The 15,657-nt window shown below is 57.8% G+C and carries 17 protein-coding genes; 8 read left to right on the top strand and 9 right to left on the bottom strand.

Annotated elements, in window-relative coordinates; all coding sequences use genetic code 11:
• Positions 1-21 precede the first annotated feature (21 nt).
• Entirely contained in the window at positions 22-591 is a 570-nt protein-coding gene (locus tag ACSQ25_RS24885) for a type 4 pilus major pilin (RefSeq protein ID WP_436108419.1), read from the top strand.
• A gap of 41 nt (positions 592-632) precedes the next feature.
• Complete coding sequence (locus tag ACSQ25_RS24890; RefSeq protein WP_436108420.1) at positions 633-2,102, top strand: type II secretion system protein; 1,470 nt, start codon at positions 633-635, stop codon at positions 2,100-2,102.
• An 89-nt stretch (positions 2,103-2,191) separates the two neighbouring features.
• Here the strand turns inward: ACSQ25_RS24890 and ACSQ25_RS24895 are convergent, their stop codons facing one another.
• Complete coding sequence (locus ACSQ25_RS24895) at positions 2,192-2,536, bottom strand: hypothetical protein (RefSeq protein WP_436108421.1); 345 nt, start codon at positions 2,534-2,536, stop codon at positions 2,192-2,194.
• Positions 2,537-3,747: 1,211 nt separating this feature from the next.
• Positions 3,748-4,803 carry a CAP domain-containing protein gene (locus ACSQ25_RS24900; protein ID WP_436108422.1) on the bottom strand — a complete coding sequence of 352 codons (1,056 nt, stop codon included), beginning with the start codon at positions 4,801-4,803 and terminating at the stop codon, positions 3,748-3,750.
• Between the two features lie 236 nt (positions 4,804-5,039).
• On the opposite strand from ACSQ25_RS24900, the gene ACSQ25_RS24905 reads away from it, so the two are divergent.
• The 3 genes from ACSQ25_RS24905 (at position 5,040) to ACSQ25_RS24915 (ending at position 7,762) form a co-directional block, all read left to right on the top strand.
• Complete coding sequence (locus ACSQ25_RS24905; RefSeq protein WP_436108423.1) at positions 5,040-6,371, top strand: hypothetical protein; 1,332 nt, start codon at positions 5,040-5,042, stop codon at positions 6,369-6,371.
• A gap of 186 nt (positions 6,372-6,557) precedes the next feature.
• Positions 6,558-7,265: a DsbC family protein gene (locus ACSQ25_RS24910; RefSeq protein ID WP_436108424.1), complete on the top strand. Its 708-nt coding sequence runs from the start codon at positions 6,558-6,560 to the stop codon at positions 7,263-7,265.
• Positions 7,265-7,762 carry a lytic transglycosylase domain-containing protein gene (locus ACSQ25_RS24915; protein ID WP_436108425.1) on the top strand — a complete coding sequence of 166 codons (498 nt, stop codon included), beginning with the start codon at positions 7,265-7,267 and terminating at the stop codon, positions 7,760-7,762. The genes ACSQ25_RS24910 and ACSQ25_RS24915 overlap by 1 nt, the downstream gene beginning before the upstream one ends.
• A gap of 23 nt (positions 7,763-7,785) precedes the next feature.
• On the opposite strand, the gene ACSQ25_RS24920 is transcribed toward ACSQ25_RS24915, so the two are convergent.
• From ACSQ25_RS24920 to ACSQ25_RS24935, 4 genes are all read right to left on the bottom strand, one after another.
• Positions 7,786-8,205: a hypothetical protein gene (locus tag ACSQ25_RS24920; RefSeq protein WP_436108426.1), complete on the bottom strand. Its 420-nt coding sequence runs from the start codon at positions 8,203-8,205 to the stop codon at positions 7,786-7,788.
• A gap of 125 nt (positions 8,206-8,330) precedes the next feature.
• Complete coding sequence (locus ACSQ25_RS24925; RefSeq protein ID WP_436108427.1) at positions 8,331-8,846, bottom strand: hypothetical protein; 516 nt, start codon at positions 8,844-8,846, stop codon at positions 8,331-8,333.
• Between the two features lies 1 nt (position 8,847).
• Positions 8,848-9,564 carry a hypothetical protein gene (locus ACSQ25_RS24930; RefSeq protein ID WP_436108428.1) on the bottom strand — a complete coding sequence of 239 codons (717 nt, stop codon included), beginning with the start codon at positions 9,562-9,564 and terminating at the stop codon, positions 8,848-8,850.
• A gap of 8 nt (positions 9,565-9,572) precedes the next feature.
• Positions 9,573-10,043, bottom strand: coding sequence for a hypothetical protein (locus ACSQ25_RS24935; RefSeq protein WP_436108429.1), 471 nt, complete (start codon positions 10,041-10,043; stop codon positions 9,573-9,575).
• A 1,121-nt stretch (positions 10,044-11,164) separates the two neighbouring features.
• On the opposite strand from ACSQ25_RS24935, the gene ACSQ25_RS24940 reads away from it, so the two are divergent.
• The gene (locus ACSQ25_RS24940) at positions 11,165-12,421 is read left to right on the top strand and encodes a site-specific integrase (RefSeq protein WP_436108430.1); all 1,257 of its coding nucleotides are present in this window, start codon (positions 11,165-11,167) and stop codon (positions 12,419-12,421) included.
• Between the two features lie 52 nt (positions 12,422-12,473).
• On the opposite strand, the gene ACSQ25_RS24945 is transcribed toward ACSQ25_RS24940, so the two are convergent.
• Entirely contained in the window at positions 12,474-12,827 is a 354-nt protein-coding gene (locus ACSQ25_RS24945) for a hypothetical protein (RefSeq protein WP_436108431.1), read from the bottom strand.
• A 12-nt stretch (positions 12,828-12,839) separates the two neighbouring features.
• On the bottom strand, positions 12,840-13,316 hold the full coding sequence (locus tag ACSQ25_RS24950) for a TraR/DksA family transcriptional regulator (protein WP_436108432.1): 477 nt from the start codon (positions 13,314-13,316) through the stop codon (positions 12,840-12,842).
• Here ACSQ25_RS24950 and ACSQ25_RS24955 point away from each other — a divergent pair.
• Positions 13,315-14,814 carry a DUF1173 family protein gene (locus ACSQ25_RS24955; RefSeq protein WP_436108433.1) on the top strand — a complete coding sequence of 500 codons (1,500 nt, stop codon included), beginning with the start codon at positions 13,315-13,317 and terminating at the stop codon, positions 14,812-14,814. The two genes, ACSQ25_RS24950 and ACSQ25_RS24955, sit on opposite strands and share 2 nt — an antisense overlap.
• Before the next feature lie 35 nt (positions 14,815-14,849).
• On the opposite strand, the gene ACSQ25_RS24960 is transcribed toward ACSQ25_RS24955, so the two are convergent.
• A complete protein-coding gene (locus ACSQ25_RS24960; RefSeq protein ID WP_436108434.1) occupies positions 14,850-15,011 on the bottom strand; it encodes a hypothetical protein in 162 nt (53 codons plus the stop codon).
• 38 nt (positions 15,012-15,049) lie between these two features.
• Here ACSQ25_RS24960 and ACSQ25_RS24965 point away from each other — a divergent pair, with 38 nt between their 5' ends.
• Positions 15,050-15,637 (top strand): DsbC family protein, encoded by a 588-nt coding sequence (locus tag ACSQ25_RS24965; protein WP_436108435.1) that lies wholly within the window; start codon positions 15,050-15,052, stop codon positions 15,635-15,637.
• Positions 15,638-15,657 lie beyond the last annotated feature (20 nt).

The following is a 15,657-nucleotide window of genomic DNA, read 5'->3' on the forward strand; positions in this document are numbered from 1 at the left end:
TAAGTCAAACTCGGAGAAAAAATGAAAAATGCAGTCCTCAACAACAAGCAGAACGCCCAAGTGAGCAAGGTCGTCCGTCTGCGTCGACAAGCCGGTATGAGCATGGTCGAGATCAGCCTGGTTCTGATCATTGCGCTGGGCGGCGTAGCGGCCGCCGTGGCCTACTTCGCGAGCAACAACACCGGTTCGCAAGCGAACCAGCTGGCAACCGACATGAGCATGCTCGTCGGCAAAGTCAAAAGTGCGTATCAAGGCCAGTACGGACAAGTCACGAACGCCCGCCTCAACACCGGTGGTTTCTTCGCAGGCTACCCGGCGCTGACCAATAATGCAGGCGTTGTGACGACCGCGCTCGGCGGCGGCACGCTCACCGTATCGCCTGGAACCGTCACTGCCGCAAACGATAGCGTGCGTTACGTGATCACGCAGTTCCCGGATGCAGCATGCCAACCGTTCGTCGCAGCACTCGCGAGAACTGCCACGACTCTGAGCGTGGGCGCGAACGTGGTTAAGGCCGCCGGCGGCCTGCCGGACCCATCGCGTATCACCTGCGCGGGTGACAACAATACGATCACCATGCAGGTGCAGTAATAGCTCTACCGCCGGGCCCTCCCGCGGCCCGGCGCCTTCCGTTGGATCCCTTCCAACAGCAATTCACCGAGAATTCGTCGATGTCGCGCACTCCTGCCCCCGCTCTTACCCGAACCCGAATTAAGATACGCCCCCGCCGTCAAAAGGGGTACCTTCTTATCGAGCTGGGCCTTGTTCTGATTGTCTCAACAATTCTTTTGGCCAGCCAGTTTAGCCAGATCCTCAACGGCCTGGACGAAACGAACGCTAAGTCAACGGCTGAGTATGCGAAGGAAGTCCAGAGCGGTGTCAATCGCTACATCGAAGAGAATTTGCAGGCGCTTAAAACCAGTAACGCAGTTGCAGGGTTCGCCTTGCCGCTGCAGCCAACTATCGCACAACTGCAGGCCTCACCAGCGAAATACATTGATGCACGCCTGTCTGCAAGATCTGCTCTTGGTCTTGATTTCATTATCGTTATTACTCGCGATGCTGCTTGCAACGTCAGCGCCGATGATCCTGCCTGCGTCATTTCTGGCGTGGTCCATTCCACCGCAGCATACCGCGATACTGGCGGCCAGGTACGAACCGATGTTCTTGGAATAGCTCTCGCCGCTATTGGAAAGGACGGAGCAATGTCCTATGCCGAGAATCCTGGGCAACTTCGGTTCCAAGGCGGTACAACGATGATAAACCCGGTTGCTGGCACAGCAGGCATACTGGCTATTCGTATCGGAAACAACTCAGGAATCACGGCACTGCTGAATCCATATTACCGACTTGACGGCAGCCGTAGGCTAACAGGCCCAATGAACGCCAACAGCCAGGACATCAACAACGTAGGAAATCTAGAAGTCGAGAACACGCTTAGAACACAGGACATTAACGTCTCCGGCGCCCTTGGATTGGTGGGTAGCGGCGCAGCACCTGGTACTGCTTGCGGGAGCGAGCCTATTGTCCGGAAGAGCACTAGTGGGAGTGCCCTGGTCATCTGTTCAGGTGGAACGTGGCAACTCGTCGGCAATGTTGTCAACGGCATCAGCGAAGGAGCCGTGTGCTCATCAGCAGGCCAGATCGGCAGCAACGCGACTGGCGTGTCCTATATCTGTAATGGCTCAGTTTGGAGCTCGGTGAACACTACAGCAGCACTCAATGCGGCCTGCGCTCCCGACGGGCGATTAGCAATGGCAGTGGACCGCGTCCAACTCGTGTGCAAGAACGGACGGTACGTGCGGTTGATGAATCTTCTGACCAAAAGCGTCGAAGTTTCAAGGGTTCTGATTGCGGACGGCACGATCGTCACCAAGCCAACCAACTGCGAAAGCGGAGGGACGCCCGCCTACTCGTTCCAGCTGACCCAGACCATCGTAGATGTGGCCGTGACACCGCCCCGTCAAGCCATGTTCGTCTCAGCTACGGATAACGGCGCGACGTGGACCGCAAATATCAAGTTGAAAGATCACACAGGCGCGGAATTCTCCGCGAACACGTACTCAATCACGGCCGTTATGAAGCTGGAATGTCACTACTAAATCGGTAACGACTTACATCCAGTTGCCCCAAGGCATCCAGCAATATTGCGATGCGTTTAGCTCTGGCCGTCGACGCGGCCGGAGCATGCTTACCAGTTCAGAACTATATCAAAGGGGAGTCTCTTGAAATTTTTAAGGATGAGCGTTGCATTGCTCGCGTTCTGGGCAGGCGGCATTGCGCATGCAAATGACACCAGCCAATTTGCATGTGAGCCGTACAAGATCCCGATCGCCTCGACCATTACGGCATGCGATAACGGGATGATGGGCTCGAAATTCCGCACGATGACGAAAGAATGCCCAAGCGGAGCCGTGATCGAGTCGCGCGAGTTCGACACGAGCAACTGCACAGCTCCGGCGCCAGCTCCAGGAGCGGTAAATTCAATCAATAAGTGCGCGGTCAATCCCGACGCGTGTGCGCCGGCAATCAGCACTTCAAACTGTCCTTCTGACTCCTACTGGACATTGAAGGGATCCGGCATCGCTCATTGTGTCAAAAACGATCCCGTTTGCCCGTGGGGAACTTCACTCGCGCACGACTTTCTTGGCAATCCAAGTTGCGAGGCGAACACATGTCCAAGCGGACAAGTGCTGCAGACCGATGGCAAATCGTGCGCATGCCCAGGCACGACTGTATGGAACGGATCAAGCTGTGTTCAGCCGGCGCCAACCTGCCAAGAAAGCGACGTAATAGCCCCAGGATACGTCCTCGACTGTCCGGAAGGTTCTGGGTACAGGTATGGCCGTAGAGCTACGACCTGCCCAGCCGGTGCTTACGGTGAACCTTCTACTTCATTCTACTGGGACATCTCGGAATGCGAGGATGCTGCGCCCACGCCAACGCCAACGCCGACATGCTCTGCTGGCACGGAAACCGAGTGGGCCTATTGTCCGTATAAAGGGGCGATGTGGCGCTATCACACAACCAGCTGCCCGGGAGGCACGTACGGTTCGCCGTCGACGTCGACCAGCGGTTGGGACACCAGCCAATGTGAAGATGAACCAACGGGATCTTCTCCGCCACCGACCGCGCCAGAACCAGAGCCCACCACACCTCCGCCGCCAGTTGGCGATCCGCCAGTGCAAGAGCCGCAATGCCAGGACTACAATGTCTCCAGTCAGACAAGTTGCGGCTCTGGATACACGGGTCAGATGACTGTAACAACGTACTATTGGTGCCCAGACGGACGCCAGACTGTCGAGACAGATGACAGCGGTTGTGGCTGCGCGAACGGTGCTTCCGATTTCCCAACTTGCACTCCACCGCCTCCACCAGTAACGGTCACGTGCGGCGCATGGGTGAAAACTGGTCCGTTCGGGAAAGGTACCTGCTACAGCGAAACGATGGACTGGGAAGAGACTTATGAGCGCAGCTGCTCTGATGGGTCCAAGGAGTATGATTCCCAGTGGGTCAATCAGGGGCCATGCAGCAGCTAGCCTGGACAAACTAACTTTTTAAGTGCCCCGGTATGTTTGCTCAACCGGGGCATTTTTCATTTTTCCATCTTGGAGAAGTCGAAGCTTGCCGTACACCAAGTTGCTAGGGCGCCAACCGCATCGTATAGCGGCAACGAAAAAAGGCTGAGTCCCTGTTATGGGGCGCTCAGCCTCTTTAACGGTGCTCGCCCTCTAAGGGCAAATTTCATCAAGCGCCAGTACTAAAGCTCCAGTCCTTTTTGATGACCACGTTGGCAGCACGCCCGCTGAACGATACGGTGTAAGTCGTATTCGGCTTAAGCCGTGCCGACGCCACGAAGAACGCGATATTGGTGCCGAGCATGCGATTCGGATCATTGTCGCGCGTCATGACGCGGCCTTGCAGCGGCGACGACGCCCCGGCCTCGGTCATGGTGAAAGTCAGCACCTCCAACTGAACACCCTCCTTCACCACTACAGAAATTGGGTAACCGGTTTTAGTAGGAAAGTCGTCCGTTGCGGTCGACAGTTCTGGGAAGGGATTTGGCGTTTCCACGTAAGTATGCAGCCCGACGCCGGTCTGATTACTCGCTGGATAGACGCCAACAAAGTCACTGGCATTGGACTGAGGCTGCACGTAACCAAATTCCAGGGTGACAGTCTGCGACCGATCGGTTCCTACAGCGACACCAACATCGCGCAGGCCCTGCATCATCAGTCCAGCTCGATGGTAAATCGTTGCTGCCAAGCTGGACAACGCGATGCGCCCACCTTTACCGCCTGCGAACGCAAGCTCCTCACCAACATAGCCACCGTTGTAGCCGACAAAGCGCGCACGCTCAGCCTCGTTCACGCCGGTGTACAACGGATAAGTCGCGTTCTCGATGTGAAACATCGAGCGTCCGGTCGCGGCATCATTGGTGCGCATGTTCACCTGTCCACCATTTAGCACGTCGTTCTTGAGGACGTATTCAAGATGGTTGCGTGCAGATTTGTCCAGCAGTGTGCTTTGGGCCAGCAGGCCGAGGCCGACGCTCGCGCGAAACTGGTTAAGTGCGTTGACGAATTCGTACTCGGCGCTTGCCATAGGGTAGGTAAGCGACGGAACGCTGGTTTGAAGGTCCGAAGGCGGGACGATAGGAGTCGGTGCTGGTGTAGCGACTGGCGGGGTGGTCGGCGAACCGCTCACTGGTGCATTGGAAGCAGCATCACTGCCTCCGCCACCGCACGCAGCGAGGAAAAGGGAAACGGCGATGGCAGCAACGGAGGTCTTGAGTTTCATCATTGGTATGGTCTTTCAGCAGGTTAAAGGTTTCTCAATCGAAACTTACAACCATGATATAGGGCGAAATCGCCGACGCAAGTCGGTAAAGTCCCCTGAAATCCTTACGATTTGAGCAGCGCTTTCGGCCGTGGAAAGAATCGCGATATTGGTACAGTGCAACACAATTTCTTCCACATTGGAGTGTATCGATGAGTCGTATCTTGATGTCAAGCGCAGCCCGCCGAGCTGCACAGCTGATGGCCGTAGTTACCGCGTCCCTGGCCCTTGCAGCCTGTGGTGGCGGTGGCGGTAGCGGCAACACCGTCGTAAGCAAACCTGGCGTCGCGCTGCACACCAACGCCGGGTCAGTCGTTACCCTGTCGAGCGGCTCCAGTGCAGATTTCGCCATCGGCGGCGGCGGTGGCGGCGGCAGTTTCGTTTCCTATACAGCGTCGTCGAGTGACCTGAAGGTTGCTACGGTCGCCGTGGAAGGACCAAAGCTGAAGATCACTGGCGTCAACCCTGGAGACGCAAGCATCATCGTCACCGACTCAGCTGGCGCCAGCGTTACCATCACGGTAAAAGTCCCGGTCGTGGCGCTTCCAAAGATCGCAATTAACGGCCCGGAAAAAGTCACGCTCACGCCTGGATTGACATCGCAGTTCAAGGTCGCCGGCGGCCAGGCACCGTATTCTGTGGCGATCAGTAATCCAAACGTTATTGCCGCAGCTGCTGGAAAAGACGCTGTGTCGGTAACCGCTGCAAATCCGGGAACGGCGACAGTCATTGTCTATGATGTGCTCGGTAATTCGGACAGCTTTGAAATCACCGTCACCGGTGGCGGCACGATCAGCGTCCCGCTCTACACCACTGCTCCAGAGTCAATCCGCATGGCGACGAAGGCGACCGGCGAATATAGTGTCCACGGCGGCACGGCCCCATATGTCGTAACCACCAGCGATGCAGCGATTGTCACTGGCGCGATCGAGGGCAACAAATTCACCATTACGTCCGGCGCCGCTGGCCGCGGTCTGCTGAACATTCGCGACGCAGCCGGCATCCTGCAGGTCGTCACGGTCAACGTCCTGGGCGACTACATGATGCCGCTGTACACGACAGCACCGAGCGGTCTGACGCTTGCTGCTGGCGCGACGTCCAGCTACAACATCGACGGCGGAACGGCACCGTACGTGGCATCCACCAGTGCTGCCGGCGTCGCGCAAGCCTCGATCGTCTCCGGTAACAAGCTGGAGATTCAGGGCATTTCGGCGGGAGTCGCCGATATCATTGTCTTCGACTCCATCGGCGCCAGCGTCAAGGTCGTTGCGACCGTTGGCGGTGGTACCGGCATCGTACCGCTGTATACCACTGCTCCTGACTCGATCACCGTCATGGTCGGCGCAACGCCAACCTACCAGCTCGCCGGCGGCGCTGCGCCATACACAGTCACGAGCAGCAATGTCAGCGTGGCCACCGTGTCGCAAACCTCCAACACGTTCACGGTAGCGGGGGTCGCCGCTGGACTTGCGGTCGTGTCGATCCGGGATGCAAATGGCTCCGTCGTCAACATCAACGTAACCGTCGAGTAACCATTCCCACCGGCGTACTCCCCAAAGAGTGCGCCTTCAGCGTTCGGGGCCACGTGGCCCCGATACTTTATCTGCCGTCCGTGCCCATAGCGGGTGCGCCTCGCGAGCGTGACGGGTTGCCAAAGCCGGATGGCTTGAAGTTTGCGACCCACTGCCAGGGCACCGGACGCCAAATTCGGAGAGTCTATGAACACCATCACCAGGGCTGCAGTCGCAGCCGTATTCCTCGCCTCGAGCGCCGCACATGCTGGCTCGGTCGAAGATGAGATCGTCCGAAATGTGACGCCACTGCTCAACAACATGCCCGTCGAGAAGGTAGTGCAGAGCCAACATGCCGGCCTCTACGAGATTCTTACACCCCGCGGACTCTTCTACACCGATAAGAGCGGCAGCTTTGTCATTTTCAATGCAGTCATGGTTGACAGCAAGACGAAAGTCAACCTGACGGATCGCCGCGTCGATGAGCTGATCAAATTCAATTTTTCCGACTTCCCGCTGAAGGATGCGATCAAAACCGTCAAGGGTGACGGCTCTCGCGTCATGGTTACCTTTGAAGATCCCAACTGCGGGTTTTGCAAGAAGCTGACCGGGGAGATCGACAAGATCGACAACGTGACCGTCTACACCTTCCTGATGCCAATTCTGTCGCCAGACTCGACCACCAAAGCGAAAGCGGTCTGGTGCTCGGCCGATCGCTCAAAAGCCTGGGCCGATCTCATGGGCAGAAACATCATGCCTGCACAAGTAACTTCCAGCTGCGATACGCCGATCGAGCGCAACCTGGCGCTGGGACGTAGACTGCACGTCAACGGCACCCCAGCGATCTATTACAAGAACTCACCGAAGGAACGGGGCTACGTGAAGGCCGAGCAGATCGAGGCGAAACTGAAGTAATGAAGCAAGCGGCACAGTGCGCCGGCCTGGCGCTGCAACGAGTCCGGCGTCACTTGCTATGCGCTTTTCTCGCCATCAGCGCAAGCATGCTTGCGCTCGATAGCAGGGCAGACTGCTTCGATGAAGCGGCGCAGCACCATAAGGTGAACCCTTGGATACTTCGCGCGATCACTGCTCAGGAAAGCAGCTTTAATCCGAACGTGACCCACCCTAGGAATGCCGACGGCTCAGTCGACACGGGCTGGACCGGGATCAACAGCGTTCACTTACCGGAGCTTGCTCGCTACGGGGTAAGCGCAGGCGATCTCAGGGATGCATGTAAAGCTTTATACGTGGCTGCATGGCATCTCAGGAAGCAAGTCGATCGCTTCGGCAACACCTGGGAGGCAGTGGGGGCATATCACAGCAAAACGCCGAGCAAGCGTGATGCTTACTCGGCGAAGATAAGGCGAATCCTGAACTTCTGGATTAGCAGAGGGATAGTGCCACCGGCTTGAGGAGGCGAGTACAGCTGGCCAGGTCAGCGCAGCGTACGCGAGTTGTCGGCTGCTGCGGCCCGGACAGCTGCGATCAGGCCGACGTGCCTGATGTCCGCCGACGTCTTGCGGACCGACATTACGTAGGACAACCAGCCCAACGTCATTGCATGATGAATGCAGTGGAACGAATACATGGCACGCTCGAGGTCTGCGCCTGGCACTGCTGCCAAATAGACCCGGCTGTACAGGTTCCACCAAGCGCCGCGCAGGTCGCCCTTCCCACGTAGCCACGCGTGAACCGAGCGCCGATCATTCTTCGCCACATCCTCACCCCAGCCGCTTGAAACCGCCCGAGCTGGACCCAGACGGCTACGGTGCATGGTGCGGAGCGCAGCCTGGCGCTCGCCGGCGGCAAAGTCGGTACCCGAAATCTGGGAATTTGTAGAGTTTTTGATTCGCATGACATCCCTCGCTGATTGATGGGCTGTAGGGCCTTCGCCTGCAGCTGGAATCACGCGGTATTGCGTTCGTCCATGAACCAACGATAGCAAGGGAATAGGGCGGCGCAAGTCAGGGCGCCGCTCGATCACTTGTCCATGCTCCTTTTCAACTGCTCCATGATCTTGGCCTTCGTTGCTGGATCCAGGTCGGGCAAGATCGCACGGTAGGCTTTGCCGATCGTAGCATCGGCCATCCATGAGTAGCTGAAACCGCTCGCCATGCAAGTGGCGAGCACAACCGATGCCGCGCCCAGTGCGAACGCGCCGAACAGGTGCTTCACCGTCAAGACAACGCCATCTTCGCGCGTGGATTGGGTCTTAAGGGCTTGACCCAATGTCTTTTGCACTCGCGCTTCGAGCAAGTCTGCAAGGGCTTTATTGTTGGCGGTGGCCAGCCGCACCAACTCCTTTGCCTCGTGCGTCGCGGCCCGAGTGGAGTCGCCGGCGGCCGTGATTGCGCCTGCCGCATCACGCGCTGCTTCGCGCATCTTTGCGGCGTAGAACATGGCCGCCAGTACGAGCACGTCGTCTTCCGGTACGAGCACGCCAGTCAGGGTATACACCTCATGAGCAATGCGGCGGCGATCGGTGACATCCGGCATATCAGATCCTGATTGCGTCGAGCTGGCTGAAGACGTCCTTGCGGAAGTTCTTGATCCGGGACTTCTGTGCGAAGGGGAAGTCCGGTTCATCGCAAGCATTCAAGAGCAGGCGGCGCTCAATCAGGCCATGGATGTCACGGCCGAAAGTCGTTTCTTCGCGTTTAGGGAGATGAACCACGCCCAGGATTCGCGATCCGAATTTGGAGTAAAGCGCAGAATCGGTGAACGTCATTCCGTCTTTCATCACAGGGCCGAAATAGTCGTTTTGCCACACGACGATATTTGCGTTCGTATTTTCGAGAATACCGTAAATGCCCTGCAACGTATCGGGCTTGGCTGGGCCGCCGACCAGCGGAGTGTGCACGATCACTTGGTGCCCATCTTCGATCAATGCATCGAAAGTCCCGTTTTGGGTAAGGTAGTTCATCATCGAGAGGAATGAAGGCGCACCTGTATCAATCACGCTATATCCGGAATGAGCAGCGATTTCATTGACCAGCTTATCGAACAAGCTCTGGTCGATATTCATCTCGTCATCGGTGATATTGATGTGTTGCGCATTGATGGCCGGGAAGCGGCTAAAAGTTGCATTAGTAGGATCAGTATCGGCGAAATACGTGTCGCGCTTTTGCTCAATGAAATACTGAGCCAGGAGCCAGGTAACAAAAGATTTACCTACGCCGCCCTTACCCATAATGGTCCAGTTACTCTGTTTCATACGAATCCTTAGAAATTGTCGGGGTCAAAATTTGTGGCGCCGTGCGGGTCCCACAGGAACTTCTTTTTCTCGGGTGCCTTGGGCAAAATGGTACGCGGGCCGTCGGGAGCACTCATTGCGAGTCCGGGGCTCAAATCATCCGTTTTTGACGCAGGCACTTGGCTGCCGACAGTCGCACTTACTTGCTGAGCTGAGAGCGACGGCGCCGGTGCATCTGGCGCTCCCGCACGGCCGTCAGCCAGGTGTGCTAATGCGGGGATCGCAGCGAGTCTTCGTACTTGGCTCCGCAGCCGCGGAATGAGCCGGGCGTAATACGCTTCGGTCAACACGATGCCCTCACGCTCGAGCTGGGCTCGGATTTCTCGGTGAGTGAAGCCCTGCGCGAGCGCTGCTTCGATGTCAGGTAGCCGACGCTTGACGCGCCGTGCGGCGGACTGGGATGTATTGGCTTCCAGTGCCTTAAGAAATTCGTTGTTCATTCAGCTCATCGGGACCGTTACCGGCTTTTTAGCAGTTCCAGCAGAGGGTTTTCGGTTTTTGTCAGGGGGCTTGTCAGGGGGCTTGTCAGGGGGCTTGTCAGGGGCTGTTGTCAGGGGGGTTGTCAGGAACTTTGTCAGGGGGCATGTCAGGGACTTTGTCAGGGGTTTCCCAAATATACGGCGGCCTTCTTTAAGCGCCGCAGGGAATACCATGTGCAAAAAAGGAGGATTCGCGTTGACTCGACGGTACGCGTTCCCCTAGAATCCTTTCGTCGCCCAGCGGCAACTCTGCAATTCCGTGTTCCATCCGCAATCCGAATGGAATTCGACCCAAACACGCATTGCGTGGCCTCCAAAGTTCACCAGCTCATCGGTGCACTAGCTTCATCCGCTAATCCCATCTGACATTTGTCTTTTCAGTTCCCCTGGAAGTGAAAAGATTTACGTAGCACGCCGCACTCGCGGCACTCTCCAAGTACGCCAGCAGGCCTGGCGCAGAAATCGTCCGACCTTATCGTGCAGCCGCAAGGGCTGTTTTTTTTGCCATGTGTTCTGTGGCACGGTTGGACACAGAGTGTCGAGCAAACCCGTCAACCATGCGGGTTACAAGACATTTATGAACACAGTTCTTCCACGGAACTGAAAGTACAACGGCAAAACGGCCCAAACGGGACCGTCGCCGAGCGCATAGCCACCTGCACAGGGGCCTGCGCGACGTCTCAATGACTGCCAGGGACAGAAGGGCGGATATCCGGATACCTACCGGACACAGGATGCGCTGGCCGAAAGGGCCGGGCTACTGCTGACCTCCGCGACGCCTACGGGCGAGAAATACACGACCGGGTGCAAGCGCCACCCTCAACCTGCCGTGATGGCGGGATGCGCTACGCGAGAAACTGCGTGAATGTTCGGGTCCTGACAGCTGTAGGTCAGGCGATCGGCTACCGGAAGGTGCCGACGTGTTGTCGAATTGCCATGAAGGCGACAGCATGAAATCAGTGTTCTTACGTTAGGGACCTTCACCCCTGGCAGTCCTCAGCAGCACGACAGCTCACTGCGCAGTTCCTGTGAGTGCGCATCGACCTGTCGTGCTGCGCTGTAACCAAGTGGAGATTAAAGATATGGACTTGATCGCAAAGCTGAACACCATCCTCGCTGAGCATGCTCACACTCGCGTCAACGGGAACGTCGCGAGTCAGCGCACAGCGACCGCGGCCGGCGAATCGCTGCGTGCAACCTTCCGGCTGCTTGTGCAGCTCGGCTATCGGTTGCAGACACCGCAGAACCTGGAAGAGAAGCACATTAAAGCGCTCTGCGTCGAATGGCACAAAACTAAGAAAGCACCGAAGACAATCCAAGGCTACATCTCTCAACTGCGAATCTTCAGCGGATGGATCGGCAAACCCGGCATGGTAAAGGACATTTACTATTACCTGCCAGACGTCCCGCGCAATGAATTGCGGGTTAATACCGTTGCGGAACGCAGCAAGAGCTGGGCGGAAATGGGGATCGACGTCGCTGAAAAAGTCGATATCGCGATGCAGCTCGATCTACGTTTCGGTTTGCAGGTTATGGCTCAAGTTGCATTCGGCCTTCGCCGGTTGGAAGTGCTGCAAATGAAGCCATGGAAATGCGATAAAGGGAACCGATTCGCAGTCTACAAAACGAAGGGCGGCCGCCCTCGCGACGTCGACATTGACACTGAGGTCCAGCGCGCAATTCTCGATTTGATTAAATCAAAGGTGGGAAAAAACGAATTTCTCGGCTGGACTCAGCGAACCGACGGAGGGCCGGCGACCCTTGAATACTGTGAACGGCGCTACTGCTATTTTATGGAAAAACTCGGAATTACCAAAGCGCTCGCCCAAGTTACAGGACACGGCCTGCGTGCGCAGTTCGCTGAGAATGCAGCATTGCTGCGTAATCTCATTCCGCCAACGCTCGGAGGAACTGCAGGCCAAATGCCGCGTGAAGATCTCGACCTCACTCGGGTCCAGGTGAGTGAGCAGTTGGGCCATTCGCGCAAATCGGTCACGACCGCGTATTACGGTAGCTTCGGCCGCGAGGTACCGCTCGACGATCCGCGCCTGCGAGCAAAAGACGCGATCGAGGCTTGCCTGAAAACGGTCACGCTCGACCAGGTCAAAGCTATTCCCCCAGAGCGCGTGTCGCAGTGCCTGTCGCTGGCAAACGAAATCATCGGGATCGGCGTCTACGACGATCCGCGCAAGATCCAGCTGCTCTGGGAGCACCATAGCCGCCGGCACGCGGTTGACTGGTTGCCGCCGTCACCGGAGACAAATTTAGCTGCCCTCGAGGCGGCAGCCGCATCGATCATGCGCCCTAAAGCCAGTTCGGTACCAACGATGCAAGCGTAAACGCAAAAGCGCCCGGGGAGCCAACCCGGGCGCTCTATATTGATCTGGACACTTAAGCAGCGCGTGCGTGAGGTCCAGGACGTTGAATCACCTCCACCCTCAATGTGCGCTGCGCTGACAGCTCGTCACTCGTCGGATGTCTGGCGGACGGCCCGCTATGGGCGCGGTAGTCGCCCATCAACGCGCGAAGCTCGCGTACGCTGAAGTTGGTTTCCTCATTGAGATGGATCAAAAACCACGACGGTGGATCGATCTTGCAGCCGCGGATCTTGCAAAGCAACGGCGGCGTCACCCTGAGCCGATCAGCCAGCTGCCGATCGTTTTTCACATTGTAGAGCCGAATCAGAGTATCGAGCAGGTGGCCTGGGTTGTAGTGGGGATTGTCATCCCTCGGCGAACTCATCATTGCTGGCCTCCCTCAAACACGAAACCGGCGAGTCATGCTTTCCTTGCGCTGCTGCGCCTCCGTCGTCAAGACTGTCGTCGGGCGGACTAGCAAACGGGCGATACCAATCGGATCCCCTGTTTCGGCGCAGTAGCCAAAGTCTCCGGACCCGATGCGCGCCAGCGCTGCGCGCACTTCGAGCAGCTGGCCGGCGTCCCGGGCGCGAGTACTCAGCGCCATTCGATGTTCTTCCTCAATGCTCGCGCGATCGACCGGATCGGCCTCGACAGCACCTGCGGCGATCTCTCCATCGGCGCGTTGAGCCTTCGCCACCAGGGTCGCCTCGAGCGCGGCCAATAACGATGAGAAGAACGTAAGCTGGCGCTCGCTCATATATTCGTCGTCGGGCATCGCTAGGATTTGCGTTTCGGTGAGCAGGTCCGAGTTGCGCGCTGGCGCTGCAGTTCGGCGTCGCTGCGGCAGGGCCACATGCGATTCGTGATGGATCATGGCGGTTCTTCTCCGGATGGCTAGATTGCGGCTATTGCAATCGACCCAACAAGTGTCCCATGACGTTTTTACAGACCTTGAAATTAAACGCATGAAAAAACAGGGGTTTTTTGAAAGCGGCAGGCCGCGTTTTGGGAACGAGGTAAATCGAAACACGGAAACACCACTATTTGCACTTGCGGAGATCGAATCCGATGCGAAACTAGGCCCATCGATATCTACACGCCCACGTATGAGTGACATCCATCCAGTCGTTATCACAACCAACGGCCAGGCCAAGCGCTACTCGGTCGAATTCCAGACCTCGCCGGACTTTGGACGATCCTGGCAAAAGGTGCTCAAGGACGCGTATGGCCTCGCTGAGGTCTGCTGCCAATGCCGTGGCGGCGGCCCGAAGCGGCTAGCCGTGAAGTACTACGGATCGTCCGATAGTTTCGACCTCGCGAAGTTCGGATTGAGCGGATACGAGCACGCCGCGGACTGCAAGTACTTCAGCGCCGGCGACGAGGCGAGTGGACCCGCCGGAAACGGCGCTGGCGTGCTCGACGTGCAACCGGACGGCAGCGTGAAGATCCGGCTAGAGATTGGCATGACGGTCCGCGACGGAGTTGACCCTGTCACCTCCAGCACGCCTTCGGACCGGCCAGCTCGGCCGGCGTCGACCCGCCAATCAGCGATCAAGTTGGCGGGGCTGCTTCATTACCTCTGGGACGCGGCAACACTCAATCAATGGCGGCCGTACTGGAACGGCAAACGAAACGCGCGGCAGGTCTTCTGGCGCTTGGACCAGGCCGCCGATGACGTACATGCGGGCGAGCTGAAGCTTTCCGATCAGCTGCTGCTGCCAGCGGTTACTGCAGATGGATCGGAGGCAGATCGAAATCGCGCAAGGGTCCTCGCGTCGCTTGCAGCGAAAAAGCGAATGCTCATCATCGCGCCGCTGGCCAGCTATACCGCCGAGCGCGAAGTACGCATGGCGAAAGACTTGGCCATTACCGGGTTCCATGGCATCCCGAGGGCTTTCATGCGTCCTGGTCAGTGGGAGACGCTCAACAAGCGCTATCGGTCGGCCGTCGCGGGTTGGAGGGCTGGCCAGAGCACGATCGTGATCGCGCAGATTGAGGTGCGCGAGCGGAAAGGGCGGCAAAGCGCGAATGTGGTTGACGCGGCATTGATGGCGGTCTCGCAGCACTGGATCCCGACCGAGTCCAGCCACGAGCGGATCGTTGCAGAGAAGCTGGTGGAAGAGGGAAGGGCGTTCAGCAAGCCACTGCGGTACAACCAGGAGTCGGAAGTGGTCTTCCCTGACTTCGTGCTGATCGACTGTGCTGGCGCAGAAGTGCCGCTGGAAGTCTTCGGAAGAAACGATGAGGAATACGTGAGACGGAAGGCTGAAAAGACGGCCTATTACGACAAGAGGTATGGTGAAGCGGGGTGGTGGCGCTGGGATGCTACACGCGACAATGCAGTTCCTCCATTTCCACCGAAAGCCCGGTAGGCAACCGGCGTGAAGAGAAAGTCACTTTGCGCCAGTTAGATACCTTCGTAGTTCGGGCCGCACGCATTCTCTTTCGAGTAGAACCACGCCGTGTCATCGTCCTCTGCCTGGCCGCTACCGCCGCCTGCGCTGGACAGCAGGCCCAGGCCGCAGAGACCGAGGATGATGTAGCCGATGTTTTCCATGATGAACGCCATTTTCTGCTCCGTTTGAATGATGTCTTGAAGTACGATTTATGAATCCATTTTATCCCGGCCATCAAGTGATGCAACTCGAAGTCAAACCTCTTAAACGCCGCCCCGTGGCCGCCATCGCTGCGCTGTGCGCCGTTGCAGCCTCGGCCTACTTCATCCTGGCGCCAGCGAAGCCCTTGGTCGTGGACAAAGCCATGATGAGCAGTGTCTCCGCCGCGGACACATTCACGCGTGTTTCGGGCAGCGGAAAGCGGCCGCTTCACATCTTCATCAGCGTGGATTGCAGGTTCTGCCGACAGATCGAGCCGGAGCTTGCAAAGCTTCGCGACGTCACGGTCTACTACCACTTACTGCCCGGGCACAGCCCAGCCGCCCGCGCGGACTCGCAGAAGGTCTGGTGCGCAGCTGACAAAGTGCGTGCCTGGGAAACCGTTGCGGGCGGGGGATCGATATCGGCACCGAGCTGCGACGATGCTGCGCTGGACAGAAACCTTGCCTTGGCGCGGAATATCGGCCTCGAGCAAACGCCTTCGATGGTGCTGTCGGACGGTAGCGTAATGACTGGGGCGCTAAGCAGCGAGGTGCTTGAGCAGGCGCTGGCGAGCAGCGGGACTGGCGAAGCCAGGTAGGGGATTACGGCCGAGGGGCC

Origin of the sequence: Massilia sp. LjRoot122 (assembly GCF_964252725.1) — a bacterium.
Classification (GTDB): Bacteria; Pseudomonadota; Gammaproteobacteria; order Burkholderiales; family Burkholderiaceae_D; genus Telluria.

Excerpts from the sequence above, each read along its gene's own strand:
- ACSQ25_RS24900 (WP_436108422.1), bottom strand. The coding sequence starts at position 4,803 with ATGATGAAACTCAAGACCTCCGTTGCTGCCATCGCCGTTTCCCTTTTC.
- ACSQ25_RS24925 (WP_436108427.1), bottom strand. The coding sequence starts at position 8,846 with ATGCCGGATGTCACCGATCGCCGCCGCATTGCTCATGAGGTGTATACC.
- ACSQ25_RS24960 (WP_436108434.1), bottom strand. The coding sequence starts at position 15,011 with ATGGCGTTCATCATGGAAAACATCGGCTACATCATCCTCGGTCTCTGC.
- ACSQ25_RS24940 (WP_436108430.1), top strand. The coding sequence starts at position 11,165 with ATGGACTTGATCGCAAAGCTGAACACCATCCTCGCTGAGCATGCTCAC.
- ACSQ25_RS24885 (WP_436108419.1), top strand. The coding sequence starts at position 22 with ATGAAAAATGCAGTCCTCAACAACAAGCAGAACGCCCAAGTGAGCAAG.
- ACSQ25_RS24955 (WP_436108433.1), top strand. The coding sequence starts at position 13,315 with ATGGCGGTTCTTCTCCGGATGGCTAGATTGCGGCTATTGCAATCGACC.
- ACSQ25_RS24930 (WP_436108428.1), bottom strand. The coding sequence starts at position 9,564 with ATGAAACAGAGTAACTGGACCATTATGGGTAAGGGCGGCGTAGGTAAA.
- ACSQ25_RS24945 (WP_436108431.1), bottom strand. The coding sequence starts at position 12,827 with ATGATGAGTTCGCCGAGGGATGACAATCCCCACTACAACCCAGGCCAC.
- ACSQ25_RS24905 (WP_436108423.1), top strand. The coding sequence starts at position 5,040 with ATGGCCGTAGTTACCGCGTCCCTGGCCCTTGCAGCCTGTGGTGGCGGT.
- ACSQ25_RS24910 (WP_436108424.1), top strand. The coding sequence starts at position 6,558 with ATGAACACCATCACCAGGGCTGCAGTCGCAGCCGTATTCCTCGCCTCG.
- ACSQ25_RS24935 (WP_436108429.1), bottom strand. The coding sequence starts at position 10,043 with ATGAACAACGAATTTCTTAAGGCACTGGAAGCCAATACATCCCAGTCC.
- ACSQ25_RS24965 (WP_436108435.1), top strand. The coding sequence starts at position 15,050 with ATGAATCCATTTTATCCCGGCCATCAAGTGATGCAACTCGAAGTCAAA.
- ACSQ25_RS24950 (WP_436108432.1), bottom strand. The coding sequence starts at position 13,316 with ATGATCCATCACGAATCGCATGTGGCCCTGCCGCAGCGACGCCGAACT.
- ACSQ25_RS24920 (WP_436108426.1), bottom strand. The coding sequence starts at position 8,205 with ATGCGAATCAAAAACTCTACAAATTCCCAGATTTCGGGTACCGACTTT.
- ACSQ25_RS24915 (WP_436108425.1), top strand. The coding sequence starts at position 7,265 with ATGAAGCAAGCGGCACAGTGCGCCGGCCTGGCGCTGCAACGAGTCCGG.